General features: G+C 39.5%; 19 protein-coding genes, 3 tRNA genes and 1 rRNA gene. 13 read left to right on the top strand and 10 right to left on the bottom strand.

What is annotated here, in order from left to right; genetic code table 11:
- The first annotated feature begins 7 nt into the window (after positions 1-7).
- Complete coding sequence (gene aceF, locus ED622_RS09495) at positions 8-1870, top strand: pyruvate dehydrogenase complex dihydrolipoyllysine-residue acetyltransferase (protein ID WP_122033649.1); 1863 nt, start codon at positions 8-10, stop codon at positions 1868-1870.
- A gap of 271 nt (positions 1871-2141) precedes the next feature.
- The gene (lpdA, locus tag ED622_RS09490; protein WP_060994114.1) at positions 2142-3572 is read left to right on the top strand and encodes a dihydrolipoyl dehydrogenase; all 1431 of its coding nucleotides are present in this window, start codon (positions 2142-2144) and stop codon (positions 3570-3572) included.
- A 93-nt stretch (positions 3573-3665) separates the two neighbouring features.
- Here lpdA and ED622_RS09485 read toward each other — a convergent pair whose 3' ends face one another.
- Entirely contained in the window at positions 3666-4271 is a 606-nt protein-coding gene (locus ED622_RS09485; protein WP_122033648.1) for a TetR/AcrR family transcriptional regulator, read from the bottom strand.
- A 330-nt stretch (positions 4272-4601) separates the two neighbouring features.
- Here ED622_RS09485 and hpt point away from each other — a divergent pair, with 330 nt between their 5' ends.
- Both hpt and ED622_RS09475 read left to right on the top strand, forming a co-directional pair.
- Positions 4602-5132 (top strand): hypoxanthine phosphoribosyltransferase, encoded by a 531-nt coding sequence (gene hpt, locus ED622_RS09480; RefSeq protein ID WP_122033647.1) that lies wholly within the window; start codon positions 4602-4604, stop codon positions 5130-5132.
- A gap of 515 nt (positions 5133-5647) precedes the next feature.
- Positions 5648-5899 (top strand): DUF1127 domain-containing protein, encoded by a 252-nt coding sequence (locus ED622_RS09475; protein ID WP_122033646.1) that lies wholly within the window; start codon positions 5648-5650, stop codon positions 5897-5899.
- A 73-nt stretch (positions 5900-5972) separates the two neighbouring features.
- Here ED622_RS09475 and can read toward each other — a convergent pair whose 3' ends face one another.
- On the bottom strand, positions 5973-6632 hold the full coding sequence (gene can / locus ED622_RS09470; protein ID WP_162922495.1) for a carbonate dehydratase: 660 nt from the start codon (positions 6630-6632) through the stop codon (positions 5973-5975).
- Between the two features lie 291 nt (positions 6633-6923).
- Between can and ED622_RS09465 the strand changes: the two genes are divergently transcribed.
- The 3 genes from ED622_RS09465 to ED622_RS09455 all read left to right on the top strand — a co-directional run bounded on the left by ED622_RS09465 (position 6924) and on the right by ED622_RS09455 (position 10418).
- Positions 6924-8579 carry a SulP family inorganic anion transporter gene (locus ED622_RS09465; protein WP_122033644.1) on the top strand — a complete coding sequence of 552 codons (1656 nt, stop codon included), beginning with the start codon at positions 6924-6926 and terminating at the stop codon, positions 8577-8579.
- Between the two features lie 151 nt (positions 8580-8730).
- Positions 8731-9648, top strand: a complete 918-nt coding sequence (locus ED622_RS09460; RefSeq protein ID WP_122033643.1) for an ABC transporter ATP-binding protein — start codon at positions 8731-8733, stop codon at positions 9646-9648.
- Positions 9648-10418 (top strand): ABC transporter permease, encoded by a 771-nt coding sequence (locus ED622_RS09455; RefSeq protein WP_061005759.1) that lies wholly within the window; start codon positions 9648-9650, stop codon positions 10416-10418. The genes ED622_RS09460 and ED622_RS09455 overlap by 1 nt, the downstream gene beginning before the upstream one ends.
- 73 nt (positions 10419-10491) lie before the next feature.
- Here ED622_RS09455 and panC read toward each other — a convergent pair whose 3' ends face one another.
- The 7 genes from panC to sfsA form a co-directional block, all read right to left on the bottom strand.
- Positions 10492-11373, bottom strand: a complete 882-nt coding sequence (panC, locus tag ED622_RS09450; RefSeq protein WP_045101220.1) for a pantoate--beta-alanine ligase — start codon at positions 11371-11373, stop codon at positions 10492-10494.
- A 9-nt stretch (positions 11374-11382) separates the two neighbouring features.
- A complete protein-coding gene (gene panB, locus ED622_RS09445) occupies positions 11383-12177 on the bottom strand; it encodes a 3-methyl-2-oxobutanoate hydroxymethyltransferase (protein WP_045101221.1) in 795 nt (264 codons plus the stop codon).
- A 22-nt stretch (positions 12178-12199) separates the two neighbouring features.
- Positions 12200-12685 carry a 2-amino-4-hydroxy-6-hydroxymethyldihydropteridine diphosphokinase gene (gene folK / locus ED622_RS09440; protein WP_045101222.1) on the bottom strand — a complete coding sequence of 162 codons (486 nt, stop codon included), beginning with the start codon at positions 12683-12685 and terminating at the stop codon, positions 12200-12202.
- Entirely contained in the window at positions 12682-14088 is a 1407-nt protein-coding gene (gene pcnB / locus ED622_RS09435; RefSeq protein ID WP_371413435.1) for a polynucleotide adenylyltransferase PcnB, read from the bottom strand. The genes folK and pcnB overlap by 4 nt, the downstream gene beginning before the upstream one ends.
- A gap of 50 nt (positions 14089-14138) precedes the next feature.
- Positions 14139-15032: a tRNA glutamyl-Q(34) synthetase GluQRS gene (gene gluQRS, locus ED622_RS09430; RefSeq protein WP_122033642.1), complete on the bottom strand. Its 894-nt coding sequence runs from the start codon at positions 15030-15032 to the stop codon at positions 14139-14141.
- Between the two features lie 64 nt (positions 15033-15096).
- Positions 15097-15546 (bottom strand): RNA polymerase-binding protein DksA, encoded by a 450-nt coding sequence (gene dksA / locus ED622_RS09425; protein WP_122033641.1) that lies wholly within the window; start codon positions 15544-15546, stop codon positions 15097-15099.
- A gap of 162 nt (positions 15547-15708) precedes the next feature.
- The gene (gene sfsA, locus ED622_RS09420) at positions 15709-16416 is read right to left on the bottom strand and encodes a DNA/RNA nuclease SfsA (protein WP_122033640.1); all 708 of its coding nucleotides are present in this window, start codon (positions 16414-16416) and stop codon (positions 15709-15711) included.
- 59 nt (positions 16417-16475) lie between these two features.
- Between sfsA and hrpB the strand changes: the two genes are divergently transcribed.
- The 5 genes from hrpB to ED622_RS09395 all read left to right on the top strand — a co-directional run bounded on the left by hrpB (position 16476) and on the right by ED622_RS09395 (position 21854).
- Complete coding sequence (hrpB, locus tag ED622_RS09415) at positions 16476-18941, top strand: ATP-dependent helicase HrpB (RefSeq protein ID WP_122033639.1); 2466 nt, start codon at positions 16476-16478, stop codon at positions 18939-18941.
- Between the two features lie 24 nt (positions 18942-18965).
- Entirely contained in the window at positions 18966-21341 is a 2376-nt protein-coding gene (mrcB, locus tag ED622_RS09410; RefSeq protein ID WP_122033638.1) for a penicillin-binding protein 1B, read from the top strand.
- Positions 21342-21541: 200 nt separating this feature from the next.
- A tRNA-Phe gene (locus tag ED622_RS09405) sits at positions 21542-21617 on the top strand.
- Between the two features lie 55 nt (positions 21618-21672).
- Positions 21673-21748, top strand: a tRNA-Thr gene (locus ED622_RS09400).
- Positions 21749-21778: 30 nt separating this feature from the next.
- Positions 21779-21854 (top strand) — tRNA-Asn (locus tag ED622_RS09395).
- A gap of 199 nt (positions 21855-22053) precedes the next feature.
- Here the strand turns inward: ED622_RS09395 and ED622_RS09390 are convergent.
- Positions 22054-23679 (bottom strand): methyl-accepting chemotaxis protein, encoded by a 1626-nt coding sequence (locus ED622_RS09390; RefSeq protein ID WP_122033637.1) that lies wholly within the window; start codon positions 23677-23679, stop codon positions 22054-22056.
- A gap of 699 nt (positions 23680-24378) precedes the next feature.
- On the opposite strand from ED622_RS09390, the gene ED622_RS09385 reads away from it, so the two are divergent.
- Positions 24379-24891 (top strand): 16S ribosomal RNA (locus ED622_RS09385); the annotation flags it as partial.

Here is a 24891-nt window from a genome sequence, read left to right as displayed (position 1 = left end):
ACAAACAATGACAATCGAAATTAATGTACCTGACATCGGTGCAGATGAGGTTGAAGTAACTGAGATTCTAGTTAAGGTCGGTGACCGAGTTGAAGAAGAGCAGTCACTGATCACTGTTGAAGGCGATAAAGCTTCTATGGAAGTTCCTGCGTCTCAAGCGGGTATCGTTAAAGAGATCAAAATTGCTGAAGGTGATTCAGTAACAACGGGTTCTCTTATTATGATCTTTGAAGCAGAGGGTGCAGCAGAAGCACCTGCTGCTCCAGTAGCTGCTCCTGCTGCGGCATCTGTTGCTGAGCTTAAAGAAGTTCATGTTCCAGATATCGGCGGTGATGAAGTTGAAGTAACTGAAATCATGGTTTCTGTTGGCGATACAGTAGAAGAAGAGCAATCTCTTTTAACTGTTGAAGGCGACAAAGCTTCAATGGAAGTTCCTGCACCATTCGCTGGTACAGTTAAAGAAATCAAAATCGCTTCTGGTGATTCAGTGTCAACTGGTTCTTTAGTTATGATCTTTGAAGTTGCAGGTTCTGCTCCAGTAGCTGCTCCTCAAGCGGCGGCAGCACCAGTTGCAGCGGCTCCAGCAGTATCTGCTGAGAAAGAAGTAAACGTTCCAGATATCGGCGGTGATGAAGTTGAAGTAACTGAAATCATGGTTGCTGTTGGCGATACAGTAGAAGAAGAGCAATCTCTAATTACTGTTGAAGGCGACAAAGCATCAATGGAAGTACCAGCTCCTTTTGCTGGTACTATCAAAGAGATTAAGATTGCAGCTGGCGATAAAGTATCAACTGGCTCTCTAATCATGACATTTGTTGTTGAAGGTGCAGCACCAGTTGCTGCACAAGCGACAGCAGCACCAGTTGCACAAGCAGCTCCTGCAGCAGTTGCAGCGGCTTCTGCTCCAGCAGCTACGGGTGAATTTGAAGCAAACAACGAATACGCACACGCGTCTCCAGTTGTTCGCCGTCTAGCTCGTGAGTTTGGTGTAAACCTTGCTAAAGTTAAAGGTACTGGCCGTAAAGACCGTATCTTAAAAGAAGATGTTCAAAGCTTTGTTAAAGATGCACTTAAGCGTCTTGAATCTGGTGCTGCTGCATCAGGTAAAGGCGGTGACGGTTCAGCTCTTGGTTTACTTCCATGGCCAAAAATTGATTTCAGCAAGTTTGGTGAAACAGAAGTTAAGAAACTTTCTAAGATTAAGAAAATTTCTGGTGCTAACCTGCACCGTAACTGGGTAATGATCCCGCACGTTACACAGTGGGACAACGCTGATATCACTGAGCTAGAAGCATTCCGTAAAGAGCAGAATGCAATCGAAGCGAAAAATGATACTGGTATGAAGATCACGCCACTTGTGTTCATCATGAAAGCAGTTGCGAAAGCACTTGAAGCATTCCCATCGTTTAACTCTTCTTTATCTGATGACGGCGAAAGCATCATCCTTAAGAAGTATGTAAACGTAGGTATCGCTGTTGATACGCCAAACGGTCTTGTTGTTCCTGTATTTAAAGACGTGAACAAAAAAGGCATTTACGAGCTATCTGAAGAGCTAATGGCTATTTCTAAGAAAGCACGTGCTGGTAAATTAATGGCTTCTGATATGCAAGGCGGTTGTTTCACAATCTCAAGCCTTGGCGGTATCGGTGGCACAGCATTTACACCAATCGTAAATGCTCCAGAAGTAGGTATCTTAGGTGTATCTAAATCTGAAATTAAACCAGTTTGGAATGGCAAAGAGTTCGCTCCACGCCTACAGCTTCCTCTGTCTCTATCTTACGATCACCGTGTGATTGATGGTGCAGAAGGCGCTCGTTTCATTACTTTCTTAAACAGTGCATTATCAGACATTCGTCGTTTAGTACTGTAATTAGCGGTAATTGAAATAAACAATAAGGTGGCAAATAAGCCGCCTTATTGCTTCATAAATTGAAGGTTAACTTCAGTTTTTAGAATTAAATACAATTTACGGGTCTTACATACTTTTCATATGAAGTGTATTAACGTGAATTGTTGTCTAGCTCACAGGCTAACCCCATCTTGCTTTCACACTGTTAACATATATGTAAAATAAAGTCAGTCTGAAAACAATACTAGAACATCGGTCAGCCTGTTAGGGAAATGACTATAACGAGGTCAAAATGAGCAAAGAAATTAAAGCCCAAGTTGTGGTACTTGGTGCCGGTCCTGCTGGTTACTCTGCAGCATTCCGTTGTGCAGATTTAGGTTTAGAAACAGTTATCGTTGAACGTTACAACACACTTGGTGGCGTATGTTTAAACGTTGGTTGTATCCCATCAAAAGCATTACTTCACGTAGCTAAAGTTATTGAAGAAGCAAAAGCGATGGCAGATCACGGCATCGTATTTGGTGAGCCTCAAACGGACATCGATAAGATCCGTTTATGGAAAGAAAAAGTAGTTACTCAACTGACTGGCGGTCTTGGCGGTATGGCTAAGATGCGTAAAGTAACAGTAGTAAATGGCCTTGGTAAATTTACTGGCGCAAATACTATTGAAGTAACTGGTGAAGATGGCAACACAACAATCAACTTTGATAATGCGATTGTTGCTGCTGGTTCTCGTCCAATTAAGCTACCGTTCATTCCACATGAAGACCCACGTATTTGGGATTCAACGGATGCGCTTGAGCTTAAAGAAGTTCCTAAGAAACTACTTATTATGGGCGGTGGTATCATCGGTCTAGAAATGGGTACGGTTTATCATGCTCTGGGTTCTCAAGTTGACGTTGTTGAGATGTTTGACCAAGTTATCCCTGCGGCAGATAAAGATATCGTTAAAGTTTATACTAAGCGTATCAAAAACAAGTTTAACCTAATGCTTGAAACGAAAGTGACAGCAGTTGAAGCGAAAGAAGATGGTATCTACGTTTCAATGGAAGGCAAAAAAGCACCAGCAGAAGCTGAGCGCTATGATGCTGTTCTTGTTGCAATCGGTCGTGTTCCAAACGGTAGTTTACTAGACGCTGAGAAAGCGGGTGTTGCTGTTGATGAACGTGGTTTCATTAATGTTGATAAGCAAATGCGTACTAACGTACCTCATATCCACGCTATTGGTGATATCGTAGGTCAACCTATGCTTGCTCACAAAGGTGTGCATGAAGGTCACGTAGCTGCTGAAGTTATTTCTGGTAAGAAGCACTACTTCGACCCTAAAGTTATTCCTTCAATTGCTTATACTGAACCAGAAGTCGCGTGGGTTGGTAAAACTGAGAAAGAAGCAAAAGCTGAAGGCATTAACTACGAAGCTGCAAGCTTCCCTTGGGCTGCATCAGGTCGTGCAATCGCTTCAGATTGTGCTGATGGTCTAACTAAGCTTCTTTTTGATAAAGACACTAACCGTGTTATCGGTGGTGCTATTGTTGGTACTAATGCTGGTGAACTTCTTGGTGAAATTGGTCTTGCAATCGAAATGGGTTGTGATGCAGAAGATATCGCACTAACTATCCATGCTCACCCAACATTGCATGAATCAATTGGTATGGCTGCTGAAATCTATGAAGGTTCTATTACAGACCTTCCAAATGCAAAAGCAGTTAAGAGAAAAAAATAATTTTCTCTCAAACCATTAGAGTTTAAATATAAAAAAACCGCTGATTAATCAGCGGTTTTTTTTATTATCACTTCCTGAATTTTATTCTGAATATTATTTATAAATACACAGCATGTTTAAGAAACAATTTGCCGTTTCTTCTAACTCTTCAGGAGAATTACTTCGATTCGCTTGAATGAAAACGGAGTAGCAAATGCCATGAAGCATTTTTGCTAAGTTCTCAGGAGTATGATCGTTACATACTTCATTTCGCTCAATACCTTCAGCAAACATAGTACGAATGATCTTTTGATTATTCACATGAGTACTTAAGAATAAAGGCCACACTTCTTCGCGTGTTGATGTACTCCATTCAAACCAAACTTTAATCCATTTATTGTCAGAATGAACTGAATCAATAATGTTCATTAAAAGGGTGTTAAGGTTTGTACGGACATCAAGTTCTAGAGAAATTGAGTTTTGTACAAATTGGTGGAACTGCTCTTCAACTTTATTCAATACATCATCAACAAGATCTTCTCTTGTTGGGAAGTAATTAAAAACCGTTGCGACCGATACTTGCGCGATTTCTGCAACATCAGCATGACCGCCACGGCCAATACCACGTTGTGAAAATACCTCGATTGCAATATCAAGCAGTTGTTCTTTACGCTTTTCTGGAGATAGCCTTGTTCTAGGCCTTTTTTGGATCGTATCCATTTTATTATATCCTTGCCAACAAATTATTATTTTTTATAGGGTTTTATTATTATTATTCTCAATAACCTTACATAAGGCTGCTTATATATTCAACAACTATTCACCAAATCAATTAAAAATATGACGGAGTTAAAGGTTATTTTTAGAAATTGCAATTATTTACCGTATAAACTTATTTTAACAGTATCTGTTTTATAAAGTATTGTGAGTTAATCACAAAGTAGTATAAAAAACTTTTGTAATTGAACGCATTTTATTTGTAGTTTTTGTTGTAAACTGTATAGGTCTAAACCCTACCGTCGGTAGGTTCAATGAATTAAGTGAGATGGTATGAAACATACAGTAGAAGTAATGATCTCTGAGCAAGAGGTTAGCCAACGCGTTAAAGAATTAGGGCAGCAGATTGCAGAACACTATAAAGAGTCTGATGGTCTAGTTATGGTTGGTTTACTACGCGGTTCGTTTGTATTTATGGCCGATTTAGCTCGCGCTATTGAAGCACCAATGACCGTTGATTTCATGACAGCATCAAGTTATGGCAACAGTATGGAAAGTACGCGTGATGTTCGTATTTTGAAAGATCTTGATGATGATATAAAAGGCAAAGACATCTTATTAGTGGAAGACATTATCGATACGGGTAATACACTAAGTAAAGTCTGCGAAATCTTATCTATTCGTGAGCCAAACTCAATTACGATTTGTACACTGCTTGATAAGCCTTCTCGACGTGAAGTTGATGTTAAAGTGGATTGGATTGGTTTTTCTATACCTGATGAATTCGTTGTGGGTGTGGGTATTGATTACGCTCAAAAATACCGTAATTTACCTTATATTGGTAAAGTGGTACCACAAGAGTAATATCAATATTGAATTACAGTAATTTAAAGTAACTAGGTTATTTTAAATATAAAAAGTCGAAGATGCATTTGTGTCTTCGGCTTTTTTATTATTGTTATATCTATCACTTATATAATATAGCTTAAAGTTCGGTGTTATATTATAAATCTAATATATCTACGTAGTGTATGGCGATCTAGTTCGAGTGTTACTGGGTTTTTGTTTTGTTTTTTTTATGTTGCATATTTGTGCTTGATTATTAACCTGTAGTGGTTACAATTTAACCGTAAATAAATTTTACAACTTACCCATTTAAAGAATTAATTTTAAGTTTTAGGAGGTCAACATGACAGTTATTCATTCATACAAAATGTGTTGCGCCACCACTATGTCGTTTACACCCATTAACGATCGAAACGATTAATTAATTCGTAACCTTCTTTGGCTGCGAATATTGCGGCTACCTAAGAAGGGAACTTCCTATCTTTATACTATTAGTCGCTCTATTTCTCAGCTTAATCTATTGGAGAAATATTATGCGTCATTCACTATATCTACGTTTAGCTACTTTATTAATTAAAGCCGATTTTGCTCGAGAAGAGCGCGAATGGAAGCGGAAAGTACGTAAAGTTCAGTATGAGATCCCATGGGGAAATGAATATCTACTTAAAGATATTGGTTTGCATATTGATGGTCGAACAATCAGTGATCTTGAGGTTCCGGCAATCAAGACTGAACGCCAAATTCGTCATCTTCGTCGACTCGTCCGTTTGAGAATAGCAACGTAATATTAAGCCAGAGAAAGTAGAGGTGAATTTTTCTCTGGCTATATTTTTATAATAAAGGGGTGTTATTGCCCTTTTATTTTTCACCAGTAGTCTGTGTTATAACAGACATTGCGGCTTGATATGAGATCTCTAATGATTCTCGGCTGTGGCCTTTAACACCAAGATTATTCAAAACACCATCACCCATACCATAAACAACACCGTGAACTTGAACGTCTTGTCCTCGCTCCCACGCGGTTTGCATTACGGTTGAATTACCTACGTTATATACTTGTTCTGCGACATTGATTTCACATAATTTATCGCCCCATTTCTCACGAGGTAAACTACCAAATACAGTACGATGCTTTAGGTATAAATCACGAATGTGCAGCAGCCAGTTATTGATTAACCCTAATGGGGGATTATCAATGGCAGCATTTACACCACCACAACCGTAATGGCCGCAAACGATGATATGTTTGATTTTTAATACGTCGACGGCATATTGTAATACGGATAAGCAATTTAAGTCGGTATGAATAACTTGATTGGCGACATTACGGTGAACAAATAATTCGCCTGAATGAAGCCCTGTTAAACGTTCAGCAGGAACTCGACTGTCAGAGCAACCAATCCATAAAAACCCAGGATTTTGCCCTTCCTCAAGCTGAGAAAAGTATTCAGGGCGTCCCGCTTTAATTGATTTTGCCCATTTAGAATTGTTTTCAAAAAGCTCTTTAATTTCTGGCATTTTAAATTTTTCATCCCTTAAATGCATAAGAAGGTAGGGTATTCCCTAAACTTCTTTCTGTTAAAAACGTCAACAGGTCTATTTACTATACACAATGTTACAATTTCAATCTGCTAAAAATTAGCGTTAAAAGTACTCATCTGACGAGTAGATGCTTTTAAAAGTAGGATTTGAAACATGAACTAGATAGATAAGACATAAGCAGAAGTGATTAGTTCTAATTAACTGTTATGAGAGAAGAATAACATTTGTTAAATTACTGAAGTCAATGTGTATAGCAAGGAGCTAACGGTGTTTGGGCAACGATTTGAAAACATAAATTTAAAAGGTGATCTTTTTGGTGGGGTAACAACAGCCATCATATCACTACCCTTAGCATTAGCCTTTGGTGTTGCTTCGGGAGCAGGGGCAGAAGCGGGTCTTTGGGGAGCTATCATGGTAGGGCTGTTCGCTTCCCTATTTGGTGGCTCTTCAACACTTATCTCTGAGCCTACCGGGCCAATGACGGTCATTATGACCGCGGTCTTAACGAGTATGGTTGCTAAATACCCTGAGACTGGAATTGCAATGACCTTTACCGTTGTGATGATGGCTGGAGCTTTTCAAATTCTATTGGGTACATTAAAACTAGGTAAATACATTACCTTAATGCCTTACAGTGTTATTTCAGGCTTTATGTCTGGGATTGGCGTTATTCTTATTATCTTGCAGCTCTCACCTTTACTGGGCCATGCAGCACCATCTGGGGGCGTAATAGGCACGCTCAGCGCCTTACCTGATACGTTGAGTAACCTAGATATTAAAGAACTATTTCTGGGCTTACTGACTCTGGCTGTTCTGTTTCTTTTTCCCCAACATTATCGTAAATATGTGCCAGCGCAATTAGTTGCTTTAGTGGCGGTAACCCTCATTTCTGTCATCATTTTTGATATGGACTCTATTCGCCGGATTGGAGAGATCCCCGCAGGTTTACCTTCTATCGTTATTCCTACGATTAATAGCGATATGTTTATGACAATGGTAATCGACGCATTGGTACTAGGTACATTAGGTTGTATTGATACACTATTAACAGCGGTTATCGGAGATTCCTTAACACGTAAAGAGCATGACTCAGACAAAGAGCTTAGAGGCCAAGGGTTGGCAAATATGATCTCGGGTCTATTTGGTGCGCTACCTGGTGCGGGTGCCACTATGGGAACGGTAACGAATATTCAAGTGGGGGCGCGATCGCCTTTGTCTGGTGTGTTTAGAGCTGCAGTACTAGCTCTAGTGGTATTAGTCGCTGGAGGACTGACAGAACCTATCCCTATGGCGGTACTTGCCGGTATTGCTGTTTATGTTGGTTTTAATATTCTTGATTGGAGTTTTATTCAACGCGCGCATAAAGTGAGCGTTCAGGGCATGGCCATTATGTATGGCGTAATGTTATTGACTGTGTTTGTTGATCTAATTGTCGCGGTTGGTCTTGGTGTCTTTATTTCAAATATCATTATTATTGAACGTTTAAGTCGTGAGCAAGCTCGCCAAGTCAAAGCGATTAGTGATGCTGATGAAGATGACGTGCCTCTTACTGAGAGTGAAAGAGGTTTGTTGGATAAAGCGAATGGAAAAGTGTTGTTCTTCTACTTATCTGGCCCAATGATCTTCAGTGTCTCAAAAGCGATCTCTCGTCAGCATACAAGTATTTCTGATTATGAAGTGATGATTCTAGATTTAACCGATGTCCCTATGATTGATGTCACGGTAGGATTAGCGTTAGAGAATGCGATTAATGATGCATTGGATGCCAATTGTAAAGTGTATTTACTGTGCCCAAATAAGCAAACAAGAGAGCAACTAGAGAAGTTTCATGTGACGGACTTAGTTCCTGATGAGAATACGTTTAAATTTCGTTATGAGGCACTTAAATCTGCGATTAAATACGTTTCGCCTAGTGAAGAGTAACTCATTAATTCAATAGGTATAAGTTAAGCCGCAGAGTGACAAACTCTGCGGTTTTTTATTGGCTTACTGTTTTTCAAATTTGCTTTAATCGTCATTCAACGATAAGCTAGTTGTTATTAATAGATGCTTAATCTAGGTGCTGGGTAAATATATGTACGCATTAGAAATAGAACAATTAAGAAAAACCTATGCTGGGGGCTTTGAAGCTCTAAAGGGCGTAGATTTAACGGTTGAACAAGGTGATTTTTATGCCTTGTTAGGACCAAATGGAGCGGGTAAATCAACGACGATTGGCGTTATCAGTTCACTTGTGAATAAAACCTCTGGCCGAGTTAAGGTGTTTGGTTATGATATCGATACTCACCTGGTTCAAGCAAAGCAACAGATTGGATTAGTACCTCAAGAGTTTAATTTTAATCCATTTGAAACCGTGCAGCAGATAGTTATCCAACAAGCTGGTTATTACGGTGTATCTCGAACTCTTGCTAAAGAACGAGCTAAAAAATACTTATCGCAGCTTGATCTTTGGGATAAGAAAGATGAGCGAGCACGTAATTTATCTGGTGGCATGAAACGTCGTTTAATGATTGCTCGCGCATTAATGCATGAGCCAAAGCTATTAATTCTTGATGAACCAACCGCCGGTGTTGATATTGAACTGCGTCGTTCTATGTGGGAATTTTTAAAGCAGATCAACGAACAAGGTGTCACTATTATTCTTACTACGCATTATCTTGAAGAAGCAGAAATGCTATGTCGGAATATCGGTATTATTAATAAAGGTGAAGTCATTGAAAATACCTCAATGAAACTGCTGCTTAATAAACTTCAAGTTGAGACCTTTATTTTAGATTTAGCGGAAGGTAGTCCTATTCCTCTACTGGAAGGCGCGAAAATAACAAGCAGTAAAGAAGGATCTATAGAGGTTGAAATCGATAAATCTCAAGGATTAAATTATCTTTTTGAGCAACTAAATCATCAAGGCGTTAACGTACTTTCTATGAGAAATAAAGCGAATAGATTAGAAGAGCTATTTGTCAGTATCGTCCGTAGTGGAGAAGCTAAATAATGATGAACTTATATTGGACGGCATTTAAAAGCCTTATATCTAAAGAGATAAATCGATTTACTCGTATTTGGGTACAAACCCTAGTACCACCTGCGATCACAATGACTCTTTATTTTATTATTTTTGGTAACTTGATTGGTTCTCGCATTGGGGAAATGAGTGGCTTTAGCTATATGGAATATATTGTTCCAGGCTTGATCATGATGTCTGTTATCACTAACTCTTATTCTAATGTCGCGTCTTCATTCTTTAGTGCCAAGTTTCAAAAAAATATAGAAGAGCTATTAGTTGCTCCTGTGCCTAACTACATCATTATTGCTGGTTTTGTTGGTGGTGGTGTTGTTCGTGGTTTATTAGTGGGTGCTTTGGTTACTTGTGTATCTCTATTTTTTGTTGATATTCAAATAGCCCATCTTGGTGTCATTATGCTAACAGTATTAATGACATCGATTGTGTTCTCTTTAGGTGGATTAATTAACGCGGTGTTCGCGAGAACATTTGATGACATTAGTATTATCCCTACCTTTATTTTAACGCCATTAACGTATTTAGGTGGCGTGTTTTACTCGATTAATTTATTGCCTGAATTCTGGCAAGGGGTTTCTAAGCTAAACCCAATCGTTTATATGGTAAACGCATTCCGTTATGGCTTTTTAGGAGTGTCAGATGTAGGAATTGGAACCGCTTTTGCTGTGTTATCTATTTTCATTCTTGCTTTATATGCTATTGCTTTGCGTTTAATCTCAAAGGGAACCGGCTTAAGAAGCTAAAGTAGAACTCTTAAAAAAAGGGCTGATGATTCATAATCATCAGCCCTTTTTTAATATGGTAGTAGGATCAGAATTATTCTTCTGTCTCTTCTTCGCTTGCTGCAATATGAAGTTCAACAACCAAGTTATCAATTAATCGTACCTGACCAAGAAAGGCCGCCATTAAGATTACAGCTTGAGTTGTTTCTTCTGTTGGTTCTTGAAGCGTTCTTGCATCACGAATGAAGATTTCATCAGGTTGCAAATCAGCCGCACGCAACTGGTCACTAGCATCTTCAATTAACGATTCATAATCAGTACGTCCGCCACGCATTTGGCTGCTGATCCAGCGCATTGTACGCGCTAGAACGGGAGCTCGCTGACGTTCATTTAATGTTAGAAGATTATTACGTGAGCTCATTGCTAAGCTATCAGCTTCACGTACTGTAGCAACGCCTACAATCTCAATGTCTAATGCCATATCAATCACCATCTGGCGGATAAGAGCAAGCTGTTGAAAATCTTTCTCACCAAAACAAGCCACATCAGGCTGAACGATGTTGAACAGTTTGTTTACTACCGTAGAAACACCTTTAAAGTGTCCAGGGCGTGACGCGCCTTCTAAGATAGTTGAAATAACAGGAACATCGACAACAGTCTGCTTATCTAATCCTTCTGGATACATAATTTCAGGTGTTGGAGTGAAAACTAAATCTACTTTTTCAGCAGTTAGCTTTTCAATATCTTCATCAATAGTGCGAGGGTAGTTGTTTAGGTCATCATTATTATTGAATTGCATAGGATTAACAAAAATACTAGCAACAACAATATCAGCGTGTTCACGTGCAGTGCGAACAAGCGTAAGGTGACCTTCATGTAAGTTACCCATGGTAGGCACAAAAGCAATACGTTTGCCTTCGCGTTTCCAAGTCTTAATTTGTTCACGTAATGGTAGAATATCAGCAAAAATGTCCATTACGGGCCCTTAATTAAATGTATGTTCAGCTGCTGGGAATACCCCTTGCTCAACATCTTGAATATATTTAGTGACAGCGGTACGCATGTCGCCAGTTTCAGCTAAGAAGTTCTTAGAGAATTTAGGCATGTAGTTCGCAGAGATACCGAACATGTCGTGCATAACTAAGATTTGACCGTCAGTGCTGTTACCTGCACCAATACCAATTACCGGAACGGTACATGCTTTAGTGATACGCTCGGCAAGAGAGGCAGGAACACATTCTAGTAAAATAATTTGAGCGCCAGCTTTTTCAAGCGTTAGGGCATCTTTTACCATTTGGTCTGCTTTTTCTTGATCACGACCTTGGATTTTAAAACCACCAAAAATATTAACTGATTGAGGGGTTAAACCAAGATGTGCACAAACAGGTACTGCGCGTTCAGCAAGGATACTAATTGTTTCTGCTATCCATTCACCGCCTTCAATTTTTACCATGTTAGCGCCAGCTTGCATTAATTTAGCAGCGTTCTCACAGGCTTGTTGAGGGGTTGCATAGCTCATAAATGGCATATCAGCCATCACTAAGCTATTTGGGCTCCCTGCACGAACACAGCGAGTATGGTAAGCGATCTCTTCGGTTGTTACAGGTAAGGTGTCATTTTTACCTTGTAAAACCATACCTAATGAATCACCAACAAGTAAAACAGGCATTTCTTGCTGTTCAAATAGTTGAGAGAAGCTAGCATCATAAGCGGTTACTGTTGCAAACTTACGACCTTCTTGCTTCCATTTCATTAAGTCATTAATAGAGATTTTTTTCATAAAACATCCTTACTAAAAGCGATTACGCTTGCCAGATAGTTAAGCCATTTCTATCTACTTTTGTGAGTAGTTGAGAAAGTGTTGTGCCATCAGGAAAGGTAAAATCGTTATAAATTTCTGAGAGCGGATATAGAACAAATTCACGTTCTTTCATGCCGTAATGAGGCACTGTTAATCGCTCATTGTCGATCACTTGATCGCCAAATAAAATAATATCGAGGTCTAGGGTTCTTGGTCCCCAACGTTCATCTTTACGCACACGACCTTGCTCAAGCTCAATTTTTTGAGTGAGGTCAAGTAGGTCTAATGGTTCAAGGTTAGTTTCAATTTCAACAACCGCATTAATATAATCGGGTTGATCTTGAGGACCCATTGGAGAGCTACTGTAAAGTGATGAAATTGCAGTCACTTTACAGTCAGGCAGATGATGGAGTGCTTCAATAGCAACATTAGCCTGTTCCACTGGGTTGCCTAGATTACTCCCAATCGCAATAATTACTTTGATCATGAGTCGTTATTTGTGCGTTTTTTCTTACGATATGGGCTACGACGTTTGCGTGTCCCTGTAGAGCGACCACCGTGTAGAGCTTGGATCATATTATTACGATGTGGTGCAGGTGCATCTTGAAATTCTGTCCACCAGTCTGCAAGTGCTTTTGTTTCGCCACCTTCTACCGCTCCGCGCATTTCAAGGAAATCATAGGCTGCACGGAATTTTTGTTGGTCAATAAGAACAAATGCTCTTTTGCCATTGCGACGAGGTAAGCGCAATTGAAGCTGCCAAACATCACGAATTGTCGCGGTTAGTCGGCGTGGAATTGCGGTACTTTTCACTTGGATATCAAGAATGATATTAGACGCTTCCATGATGGATTCGTAATGATCATACTTTGGATTTTCATCTTGAATTTCTTGAGCTTTAACTGTTAATGGGTACCAAAGCATTGCAGCAAACATGAAGGCTGGATTAACTCGTTTACCACTATTAATACGTTTATCTGTTGAGCGTAATACTAATTCGATCATCTGTTCTGTTGAACTATTCCCTTCTTCTGTTAAGTAAGGAGTTAGTGCAGGAAACAGTTGCTGAAATAAATTAAATTTACGCAGCATGTAATAAGTATCGAGCCCTTTGCCTGCTTGCAATAATTTTAATGATTCTTCAAATAAGCGAGCGGCAGGAATATCTTGTAATAAAGAAGACAACTCAACCATAGGTTCTGCTGTTTTATCACAAATAGTCATGTCTAATTTGGCTGCGAAACGAACTGCTCGAAGCATACGAACAGGATCTTCGCGATAACGAGTTTCAGGATCACCAATTAAACGAACAATCTTATTGTTTAAGTCTTCAATACCGTTGGCGTAATCGTGGATTGAATAATCGGCAATATTGTAATACATCGCATTAATCGTAAAGTCACGGCGTTGAGCATCTTCTTCAACAGTCCCGTAGACATTATCACGTAACAGCATGCCTTCTTTTGACTGAGCTGAGATATTTTTCTTCTCAGATTTATCATCATCTTCTTCTTTGTGGTGACCACGAAAAGTAGCGACTTCAATGACATCTCTGCCAAATAGAATGTGAGCAAGACGGAATCTTCGGCCAATCAATCGACAGTTTCTAAATAGTTTTTTGATCTGCTCTGGTGTTGCGTTGGTTGCGATATCGAAATCTTTAGGTTCTTGACCTAGAAGAATGTCGCGCACACCTCCACCTACGAGATAGGCGTCGTATCCAGCATTACTTAAACGGTAAAGAACTTTTAGCGCATTATCGCTTAGGTCTTTACGTGAAATATTATGTTCTTGGCGTGTGATTACGTTCAGTTTCAAATCCTCTGTAGAGCAAATATCACTGTTGTTTTTGAGTAAATTACGACAAAAACGGGCAACTTGATTAAAGATAATGACCTCGATATTCAAGTGAGCAGTCAAAAATAGGCGTGCATCATAGCTTAAATTGTGGGTTTTGAGAATGGGGTAGTGATCTCGAGCCCAGTTGGAAGCTGTTTTAGTTGCCAATTTTTGATTGCCCATTGAAGAATTTCATTCAATGTTACGGTTTCTATGTCCCTTGGTAAAACAAAACCTAAAAACTTCAAGGCTTCAAGCAGCGTTGGTATTGGGTTTGAGTTATCAATAGCTGGCGCATAGTTTTGTTTGGATAATTTGTTTCCTAACTCATCAACAGCAAGTGGTAAATGAAGATAACTGACTTCTCTTGCATTTAGTTGACGATAAAGTGATATTTGACGCCCCGTAGGTTCTATTAAATCAGCGCCACGGACCACCTCAGTAATGCCTTGGTCAATATCATCCAATACAACGGCAAGGTTATAGGCAAATAAGCCATCTCGACGTTTTATAATAAAGTCTTCTTGAGCAAGCTGCGTTGGTATGTGAATCGTCCCATGCTTTATATCATAAAATGATTCAACAGGGTGCTGCATAACTAAACGTACAGAAGCATTTTTTTCTGAAAGGTGTTTATGTTTACAATGGCCTAAGTAAAACCCACCATCTTCTTTGATTTGTTTACGAGTACATTGACAAAAATACGCATCACCCTTATCAACCCATTGGTTAATTTGAGACTGATAAATATCATGACGTTGGCTTTGGTAAACAATGTCATCATCCCATTCAAAGCCATAAGCTTCTAAGGTTTGGATGATTAAGGAAGAGGCTCCAGCGATTTCTCGTGGTGGATCTAAATCTTCAATACGAACCAACCATTTACCTTGCTGTGATTTCGCTTGCAGGTAACTACCTAAAGCGGCAACAAGAGAGCCAAAATGCAATGGGCCTGATGGGGATGGTGCAAAGCGACCTATGTATTGAGTAGTCATCGTATATCACTGTATAAACGTAAAAAAGGGAGCCAGTGCTCCCTTTTTATTATTTTGATTGGTATTAGCCAGCCATTTGCTTTTCTTTGATTTCTGCAAGTGTTTTACAGTCAATACAAAGGTCAGCGGTTGGGCGCGCTTCTAGGCGACGAATACCGATTTCAACACCACAAGAATCACAGAATCCGAAATCTTCGTCTTCAATTTTGTTTAGTGTTTTCTCAATTTTTTTAATTAGACGGCGTTCACGATCACGATTACGCAGTTCTAAACTAAATTCTTCTTCTTGAGCTGCGCGATCTACTGGATCTGGGAAGTTCGCAGCTTCGTCTTTCATGTGATTTACTGTGCGTTCAACTTCGTCCCTAAGTTGATTACGCCAAGCTTCTAGAATCTTAGTAAAGTGTTCAACTTGAGCTTGGCCCATGTACTCTTCACCAGTTTTTTCCTGGTAAGGTTCAACACCAGCGATAGCTAGAATACCTAGCGTTCTTTTTGTATTGCTCTCAGGCATTACAGCTTCTCCTAAACGTCTTTGACTCTCACTAGCCAATGAGGGCGCTATCTATAACAGAAAGAAAAGGGGCAATCAAATATTGAATACACCAATTGAGATCTAGTAGCAAGAACGTAGCACTTTTCTTAAAAAGAATGTAATGATTGCTTATTAAAGCAACTAAATACTAAAAGGTAGCTTACGTACGATCTTCATCTCTTTTGGTGACATCTCTGCTTGGTAACAGAGAACCGTAACCCCACTTTCAATCGCATCTATTAATAAAGAATTATATTGTTGGTCTATATGGTGTGCGATTGATACTTTTTCAATACCTGAATGTAAAACAGCGAAAAATAAAACGGATTTTTTTCCATTTAGTGCCATTTCATTCAGTTCTCGTAGGTGTTTTTGTCCTCGAGTGGTCACTGCGTCAGGAAAATAACCCTGACCTTCCTTACCTAATAAAGTAACGCTCTTTACTTCAATATAGCAGTCAGGTAGAGATTCTTCACTAAGTAGAATATCAATACGACTGTTTTCTGAACCATATTTCACTTCTGTTTTGAGTGTGTTGTACTCATTCAACTCATCAATCTGCTTATTGTTAATCGCTTCCACGACCAATTGATTTGCTCGAATGGTATTAACGCATATTGTATGAGCATTTTCTGTGACGCTAAGCTCCCAACTATTAGGGTATTTACGCTTTAGGTTACTGGATGTTGAAAAAAACACCGTGTTGCCAGTGTCAGCGCAACCAGTCATTGCTCCGGTATTTGCGCAATGGATAGTTCGTTCGCTGTTATCTGGTAATTTGATGTCAGTTAAAAAGCGTTTATAGCGTTTTATTAATATTCCAGATTCTAATTCAGGTTCAAATTTCATTTAACTACTGTTTTTTTGTACAATGGTTTAATTCGAGATAATGCCACAAGGCGAACCCATTGTCACAGTTACCGATTGAAAGAGTGATCCCATCACTGATTGATAAATTACAACGCTATTCTCAGCTTATTTTAAAAGCATCGACTGGGGCAGGTAAGTCAACTCACCTGCCTTTAATGCTATTAAAAGAGAAGGTGATTGACGGCAAAATTATCATGCTAGAACCAAGACGATTGGCGGCTCGAAATATTGCGAGCTATCTTGCATCTCAATTGGGAGAAAAGGTGGGAGGGCAAGTTGGCTTTCGGATCAAAGGTGAGACTAAAGTTAGCGCTCAAACACGATTAGAAATTGTCACTGAAGGGGTTATGACTCGAATGATCCAATCTGATCCTGAACTGACAGGGATTGGGTTACTCATTTTTGATGAATATCATGAGCGAAGTATTCATGCCGATACCTCATTAGCTTTTGCTTTAGAAGTACAAGAAGCGTTAAGAGATGATCTTAAGTTGTTGGTGATGTCGGCTACATTAGATCAGACGGCATTACAAAATTTACTTCCTAATGCAGCATATGTTGAATCTGATGGGCGAATGTTCCCGGTGACGACGTCTTATAGCCCTCTTAAAACAAACCAACGAATCGTTGAGGCGACTGAACAAGCAATTCGTAGAGCGCTATTAAATGAAACTGGCTCGATGCTTGTGTTTTTATCGGGAGTGGGTGAAATAAAGCAACTTGAAGAGCGATTAAAGGATTTATCATCAGAAGTAATAGTTACCCCTTTATATGGACAACTTGATGCGAAAAAGCAGCAACACGCGTTGCAGCCTGCATTGAAGGGAACACGAAAAATTGTATTAGCGACCAATGTGGCTGAAACCAGTTTAACGATTGAAGGCATTCGAGTTGTCATTGATAGTGGTTATGAGCAAAAAGCCACGTTTGATGCCAAAACAGGCATTACGAAATTAGAAAAAAAACGGATCGCGCAATCTTCTGCGGAACAGAGAAAAGGCCGTGCTGGGCGTTTAGAGCCGGGAGTCTGTATTCGTTTATACAGTGAGTCTCAGTATCAGCAACAAGCCGCTGCTCAAACACCAGAGATAGAATCATCAGATCTTTCATCCTTAGTTTTGGAATTGGTAAAATGGGGAGTGACGGATCCTAAATCTCTTCAATGGTTAACTCCACCGCCTAATGCAAATATTCAACAAGCTCGTACCCTATTATCACAGCTAGGGCTTATTGAGAAGCATGCTCAGCTTTCTGTCGTCGGTGAGAAATCACAACAATTGGCCATAGAACCTCGTCTTGCTACGGTGCTATTGCAAGCGAGTACCCAATCAGCGGCACACTTACAAACTGCGTTATATGCACTACCAATAATAGAAGAAGCTGCGAAATCAGTTTCATCGAAAGATCTTAGTCACCATCTTTCGTTATTTCTTGAGGGTCGATACCCAAAACAGAATTATTATCAACAAAGAGTTCAGCGTTTAGCCTATTTGCTTTCGGTAAAATTAGATAAAGCGTTGGCTTCGGTTGAGCTTATTGGTGAAGTATTAGCTGCAGGTTTTCCAGATAGATTAGCAATGGCAAAAGGCGCATTAGGTCAGTATCAATTAGCTAATGGTCATGGTGTGCAAGTTGATGAAGTTGAATTGATAGCACAAAGTGATTGTTTGGTCGTGGTGGATTTATTAAAAGGCAGTCAAAATCGCAGCTACATTTTTCTTGCAGCACCGTTATCTAAAGCATCTTTAATGAATGTTTCATCTCATTTGATAACAGAAAAAGAGCACGTAGATTGGGATGAAAAATTGGGCAGAATGCTTGCCGAGAAACGAACCTATTTAGGAAAGATTATTCTTCACAAAGAGCGGATGAGTTCACCTGATCCTGACAAAATATCGTTAGCATTGATTAGTATGCTCAAGCGTAAAGGGATGATGGTTTTAGATTGGAATAAAGAAGTGCAAGCTTTGCATTCTCGTCTTATTTGTTGTGAAGAGTGGCTTCCAGATGTTGATCTTCCTCCTATGCAGGAGGTGCAATTACTTGAGTGTGCAGAACTGTGGTTATTGCCATTTATGAACGGCATCAAAAATGATAAACAACTTAAGAACCTCAATATTATTGATGCATTAGAGGCGTATGTTGGTTGGGATAAAATGAAACGTATTAATGAATATTTGCCTACTCATTATTTATTACCGACAGGGACAAAAGCAAAGATCCGTTATGGGTTACAGTCTGAACCAAAGATTTCTATTAGAATGCAAGAGGTGTATGGCGAAGCTCAAACTCCATTATTGGCTCAAGGAAAAAAGAAGTTGGTGATGGAATTGCTATCTCCAGCACAAAGACCACTACAAACCACCAGTGATTTAGCGGGCTTTTGGCAAGGTTCGTATAAAGAAGTACAAAAAGAAATGAAAGGGCGTTATCCAAAGCATATTTGGCCTGATGATCCTGCAACTCATCAAGCGACTAAAAAAACAAAACGTCACTTTAATTAATTCTCTAACTAAAAAAGATCTCTCATGGCTGAAAAGAAAAAAGCACCAGCAAAGGCAGCTCCTAAAAAGGCGACCGCAAAGAAGAAAGCGCCAACGAAAAGAAAATCAGTGAGTAAGAAAAAAGTACAAACGTCACGTCCTTTTTGGAAAGGGTTAATGATACTAGGTTTTAAATTAAGCCTTGTCATGCTTGCTATCTTACTTATTGCGGGCATTTATTTAGATACAGTGGTTAAGAAGCGCTTTGATGGTCAGCTATTTAGCTTGCCAACGGTCGTCTATAGCCGAGTATTAACGCTATCACCAGGGCAGAATATTAGATTACAAACCGTAACGAGAGAGTTAGATTTATTAAAATATCAGAAAGTGCGTCAACCTCAGCGATCTGGAGAGTATTCGTCATCGTCGACAAAAATTGAATTAATCCGCCGCCCATTTGAGTTTCAGCAAGGGCCTGAGCCAGATCGTCATGTGATGTTGTACTTTAACTCTGATGGTTTACAAAAGATTGAGAACAGAACAGTGAAAAAGCAAATGGGCTTTTTACAAATTGAACCTCAATTTTTAGGTATGCTGGATGCTGATGACGATCAACAACGTCTATTTTTACGCAGAGAGCAATTTCCAGAAGTTATGGTTGATGCACTATTAGCGACAGAAGATAGAGACTTTTATCAACATGATGGCGTTTCACCTTTAGCGATTGCTCGTGCGGTTGTAGTGAATGCAAAAGCAGGAAGAACAGTCCAAGGCGGGAGTACGTTAACTCAGCAATTGGCGAAAAACCTATTCCTATCTCGTGAGAGAACGTTATGGCGTAAAATTCGAGAAGCGTATATTGCTCTGATTTTAGATTATCGTTATAGCAAAGACAGAATATTAGAAGCTTATCTAAATGAAGTCTATCTAGGACAAACGGGTGGAGAGGCTATTCATGGTTTTGGATTGGCTGCTCAGGTCTATTTCGGACGTCCAATTGAAGAGTTACGGATCGATCAATTGGCTATGTTAGTCGGTATGGTGAAGGGGCCATCGTATTACAATCCTATGCGTTTTCCTGATCGTGTAAAAGATCGTCGTGATTTGGTATTACGCTTAATGATGCAAGAGGAAATACTTTCTCCTCGCCAATACGATATGGCAGCGAGTCGTCCATTGGATGTTAAAAAGCGCGCAAGTATTTCCACCAGACAACCTGCTTATTTTCAGCAGCTAAAGTGGGAGTTAAAAGAGAAGGCGGGAGAGGCTTATCAAAGAGGTGAAGGATTACGAGTATTCACGACACTTGATCCGTTATCGCAGCAAAAAGCAGAAAAAGCCATTGAGCGAACAGTGCCTCAGTTAGAGAAACGAGCAGGTAAAGGATTAGAGTCTGCTATGGTGATAGTGGATCGCCAAAGTGGTGAAATTCGAGCAATGATCGGTGGCAGTAGAACAGGATTTGATGGATTTAATAGGGCAATTAATGCGAAGCGCCCAATTGGGTCTTTAGTTAAACCTGCTATTTATTTATCTGCATTGGAAAATCCGGAAAAATATTCATTAGCCACAACATTAGATGATAAACCAATTTCATTAAAAGGCAGTAAAGGAACAACGTGGACACCTAGAAATTACGATCGTAAATTTAGAGGACAGGTTCCTTTGTACTATGCGCTTTCTCGTTCATTAAATGTGCCAACGGTGAATTTAGGTTTAATGGTTGGTCTGAGTAAAGTCAGTGATACTTTAGTTCAGTTGGGTGTTGATGCTCAGGAGATTAATCAGGTTCCATCAATGTTACTGGGCTCTATTAGTTTATCGCCATATCAAGTGGCTCAAATGTATCAAACATTAGGTAATGGCGGACGTAAGTCACCTTTAACTGCGTTAAAAGCCGTTGTAAATACAGACGGGGAATTACTGTATGAAAATTTCCCTCGCTCGTCACGTGTGGTTCCTGAGCAAGCGACGTGGCTGACGATTTATGGAATGAAAAAAACGGTAAGTGAAGGAACGGCTAGATTTTTGAATAGTAAATACAGTTGGGCTGCCTTAGCCGGTAAAACAGGAACCAGTAATGATTCTCGAGACAGTTGGTATGCCGGTATTGATGGCAGAGAGGTTGCGATCACTTGGCTTGGTCGGGATGATAATAAACCGATGAAATTAACAGGCTCTAGTGGGGCGTTAAGAGTTTATGCTGATTATTTAAGTATGAGAACTCCAGAAGCCTATCAATTACCATGGCCTAATAAGATCACTACTGCTGGTTTTGATTTAGAAAGTAATAAAACACTAGAAGCAGATTGTACTGGCAATGTGAAATTACCCATTTGGGATAAAAGCGGTCAATATAAAACTGAATGTGAGAAGAAAAATAGCCCTGCAGCTTGGCTAACTGATATTTTTGGGCTGTAAATAAGTACTTTCTATCATTAATGGCGATTAATAAGAATTAAGTAATTGCGAAAAAAAGTGATGTTTGGTGTTGTCTATCAATGTTTTGTTTGACGAAATGTCATAAAAATAAGCATTCAGTGCATATTTTCATCAAACAAACTTTTTTTTGTAATTATTAGTTGACCTTAATGCCGAAAAGCATTCTAATACACCTCGTTGCCCGGATAGCTCAGTCGGTAGAGCAGAGGATTGAAAATCCTCGTGTCGGTGGTTCGATTCCGCCTCCGGGCACCATATTAGATTGTTGGTGCTTAGTACATTATTAACACGAGCAATAAAAAATTAGTGTGCCGACTTAGCTCAGTAGGTAGAGCAACTGACTTGTAATCAGTAGGTCACCAGTTCGACTCCGGTAGTCGGCACCATTAATTCTCCTAGTGAGACGCAACACCTGTTCCCTTTTAGTTCAGTTGGTAGAACGCCGGACTGTTAATCCGTATGTCGCTGGTTCAAGTCCAGCAAAGGGAGCCATACACGAAAGCCTCGTCAGAAATGACGAGGCTTTTTTCGTTTTGGTAATAATAAAATGATGCCCATCTTCATACATAGAAGCTATTTGAATAACCGGTTTGTCATCGCTATTTAGAAACTACATTTGTTTAGCTATAAATGTTTAGTTATAAAAAAGCACACCAAGGAGGTGTGCTATTTGTCATTCAATGTTGGTTAACTAGTTTTTCACTCGAAACTTGTTTAACCAAGTTTCTAAGTCATCAGCTAATTCAGTTAGGGTATGAGTGCTTTCTTTACTCTCAGCAACAACATTTGCCAACTGTTGGCCACTCTCTTCAATCATATTTACTCGTTGAGTAATATCTTCACTTACGTGTTTCTGTTCTTCAGAAGCACTGGCAATTTGATGACTCATACTTGATATCGATTCAAGAGCGGTAACGATTTGTTGTAGAGCATCGGACGCATTTTTAGATTCTGAAACGGTATTTTTACTTGTCTCAGCACAAATCACCATTGTTGAAATAGCGTTACGAGATCCTTCCTGTAAGTTAGATATCATTTGTTGTATTTCTTTAGTGCTGCCTTGGGTTCTTCCTGCTAGGTTACGTACTTCATCTGCTACCACAGCAAAACCACGTCCTTGCTCTCCTGCTCGAGCAGCTTCAATTGCGGCGTTTAAAGCAAGTAGGTTTGTTTGCTCTGCAATATCACCAATGACATCAAGAACCTTAACAATACTATTAACATCACTATCTAGCTCAGCAACAGCGGTACTAGCTGTATTTAGTTGTTCAGCGAGTCCCTCGATATTATAAACAGTAGCATTGATGAGATCTTGAGTTCGAACACTTTGTTTGTCGGCTTCGTCTGTATTGATTGCTGTTTCTTGTGCTGACTCAGCAACATTGTTGGCTGATGACGCCATTTCAGTAATTGCCGTTGCTATCATTTCTGTAGATTGGTGTTGGTTCTCTGTTAGTTGGCTAACTGTACCTGCTCGTGAGTGCACATCTGATAGTTCTGATTTTAACGCTAACATCGATTGAGTTAGATGCTGAACTAGATCAGCTAATGAGATATTCATGGTTTGAACCGCTTGGTAAATACTGCCTTCAGGTGCTTTTGTTTCAAACTGAGTTACGATCTCACCAGCTGCAACCGTTTGAATTGCTGCATGGACATCATGAGGCTCTCCACCAAGTAATGAGATCATGCGTTTCATCGATATCATTAGGATACTGAAAATTAAACTAGCAATGATGAAGGCTAAACCAAATTGCCATTGAGCAGTTGCCCAAAAGCGGTCGTTCACTTCTGTTTCGCCAATACCTGTTCCGACAATCCAATTCCAGTCCTGAGTTTTTTCTGCGATAGAAAGTTTTTTATCAATGCTGCCATCAGGCATTTTTAAAGACCAAGTGTATTCTGCAATTCCTGTTGGATTTTTAGAAATGGCATTATCTAATATTTGACCAACACTTTTTCCTTCACTGTCTCGAAATTCATGGAAACTAGTTCCGTGAAGTTGAGGATCAAGAGGGGCGGCTAAAAACATTAAATTCTCATCTGCTACGTAAACGTATTCATTATCTTTATAAATGTTATTACGTAAGATAGTAATAGTAAGTTCTTTTGCTTTTGTTTCTTCAATCTTTCCTTGTTTAACCATTTCTTCCATATTGCTAATCAAGTTATATGTGGTTTGAAAGATTTCAGTCACTCGCGCTTTATTATCAAGAGTGCTTGCTATACGTAATGTCCACAGCCCAGTAGCTGTCATTATAATTAATGAGCATAAAATTATGGTAGCGAGAACATAAGATTGTGTTTTTAGCTTCATGCCAGTTTATCCTAAGAATAGTTGTAACTATGGTGTAATTTATCTATTGGCTAGACAATATATAAGATTAATAAATAAGTAACCAGTTAATGATTTTTCATTTATATAGCATTTGTATTTTTAATGAATGGATCTAAATCATCATTTAATTGGATTTTAGAATAGATAGACTTAGCTTTATTTAAGATGATTGAAAGGGTTTATTCATATAATGAGACATTTCCAGTAGTAAAGTGGGGGGATAAATGTGCGAACTGATGCCTATTTGTGCATTTAAATGGATATTTAATAATAATAAGATAAAAGCCTTGCCAATGTGATCGAACTCTCTATAATGCGACCTCACTGACACGGAGAGCCCATCCCATAAGGGGTTAGCAATCAGAGTTAGTAAGATGGTTTAGAAATTAAGTTTCAAATAAGTGCTTGACACTGAGGCTTAAATCGATAAAATGACCATCCTCTTCACAGAAAAGCGAAAACGCTTTGAAAGTAGAAGAAAAGCTCTTTAACAATTTGAAACCTATTAATCTGTGTGGGCACTTGTGAGTTGATAATCACTAGTTTGCTTTTACTTTTCGAAGTGAATTCAAACAAAATAATCAATGAACTGAGTGACTACACAAAATTACTTTTATGTAACAATCAGTATTAATCATTGAGTCGATATCCTTTCTGCTGAAAGGTATCAAAAAACTTTAATTGAAGAGTTTGATCATGGCTCAGATTGAACGCTGGCGGCAGGCCTAACACATGCAAGTCGAGCGGTAACAGAAATTAGCTTGCTAATTTGCTGACGAGCGGCGGACGGGTGAGTAATGCCTGGGAATATGCCTTGATGTGGGGGATAACTATTGGAAACGATAGCTAATACCGCATAATGTCTTCGGACCAAAGAGGGGGATCTTCGGACCTCTCGCGTCAAGATTAGCCCAGGTGAGATTAGCTAGTTGGTGGGGTAAGAGCTCACCAAGGCGACGATCTCTAGCTGGTCTGAGAGGATGATCAGCCACACTGGAACTGAGACACGGTCCAGACTCCTACGGGAGGCAGCAGTGGGGAATATTGCACAATGGGCGAAAGCCTGATGCAGCCATGCCGCGTGTATGAAGAAGGCCTTCGGGTTGTAAAGTACTTTCAGTCGTGAGGAAGGGTGTGTAGTTAATAGCTGCAYATCTTGACGTTAGCGACAGAAGAAGCACCGGCTAACTC

The sequence above is a fragment of the Aliivibrio sp. EL58 genome, assembly GCF_900312675.1.
Taxonomy (GTDB): Bacteria; Pseudomonadota; Gammaproteobacteria; order Enterobacterales; family Vibrionaceae; genus Aliivibrio.
Note: the sequence above shows the minus strand (reverse complement) of the source record. Positions and strands in the feature narration are given on the sequence as shown.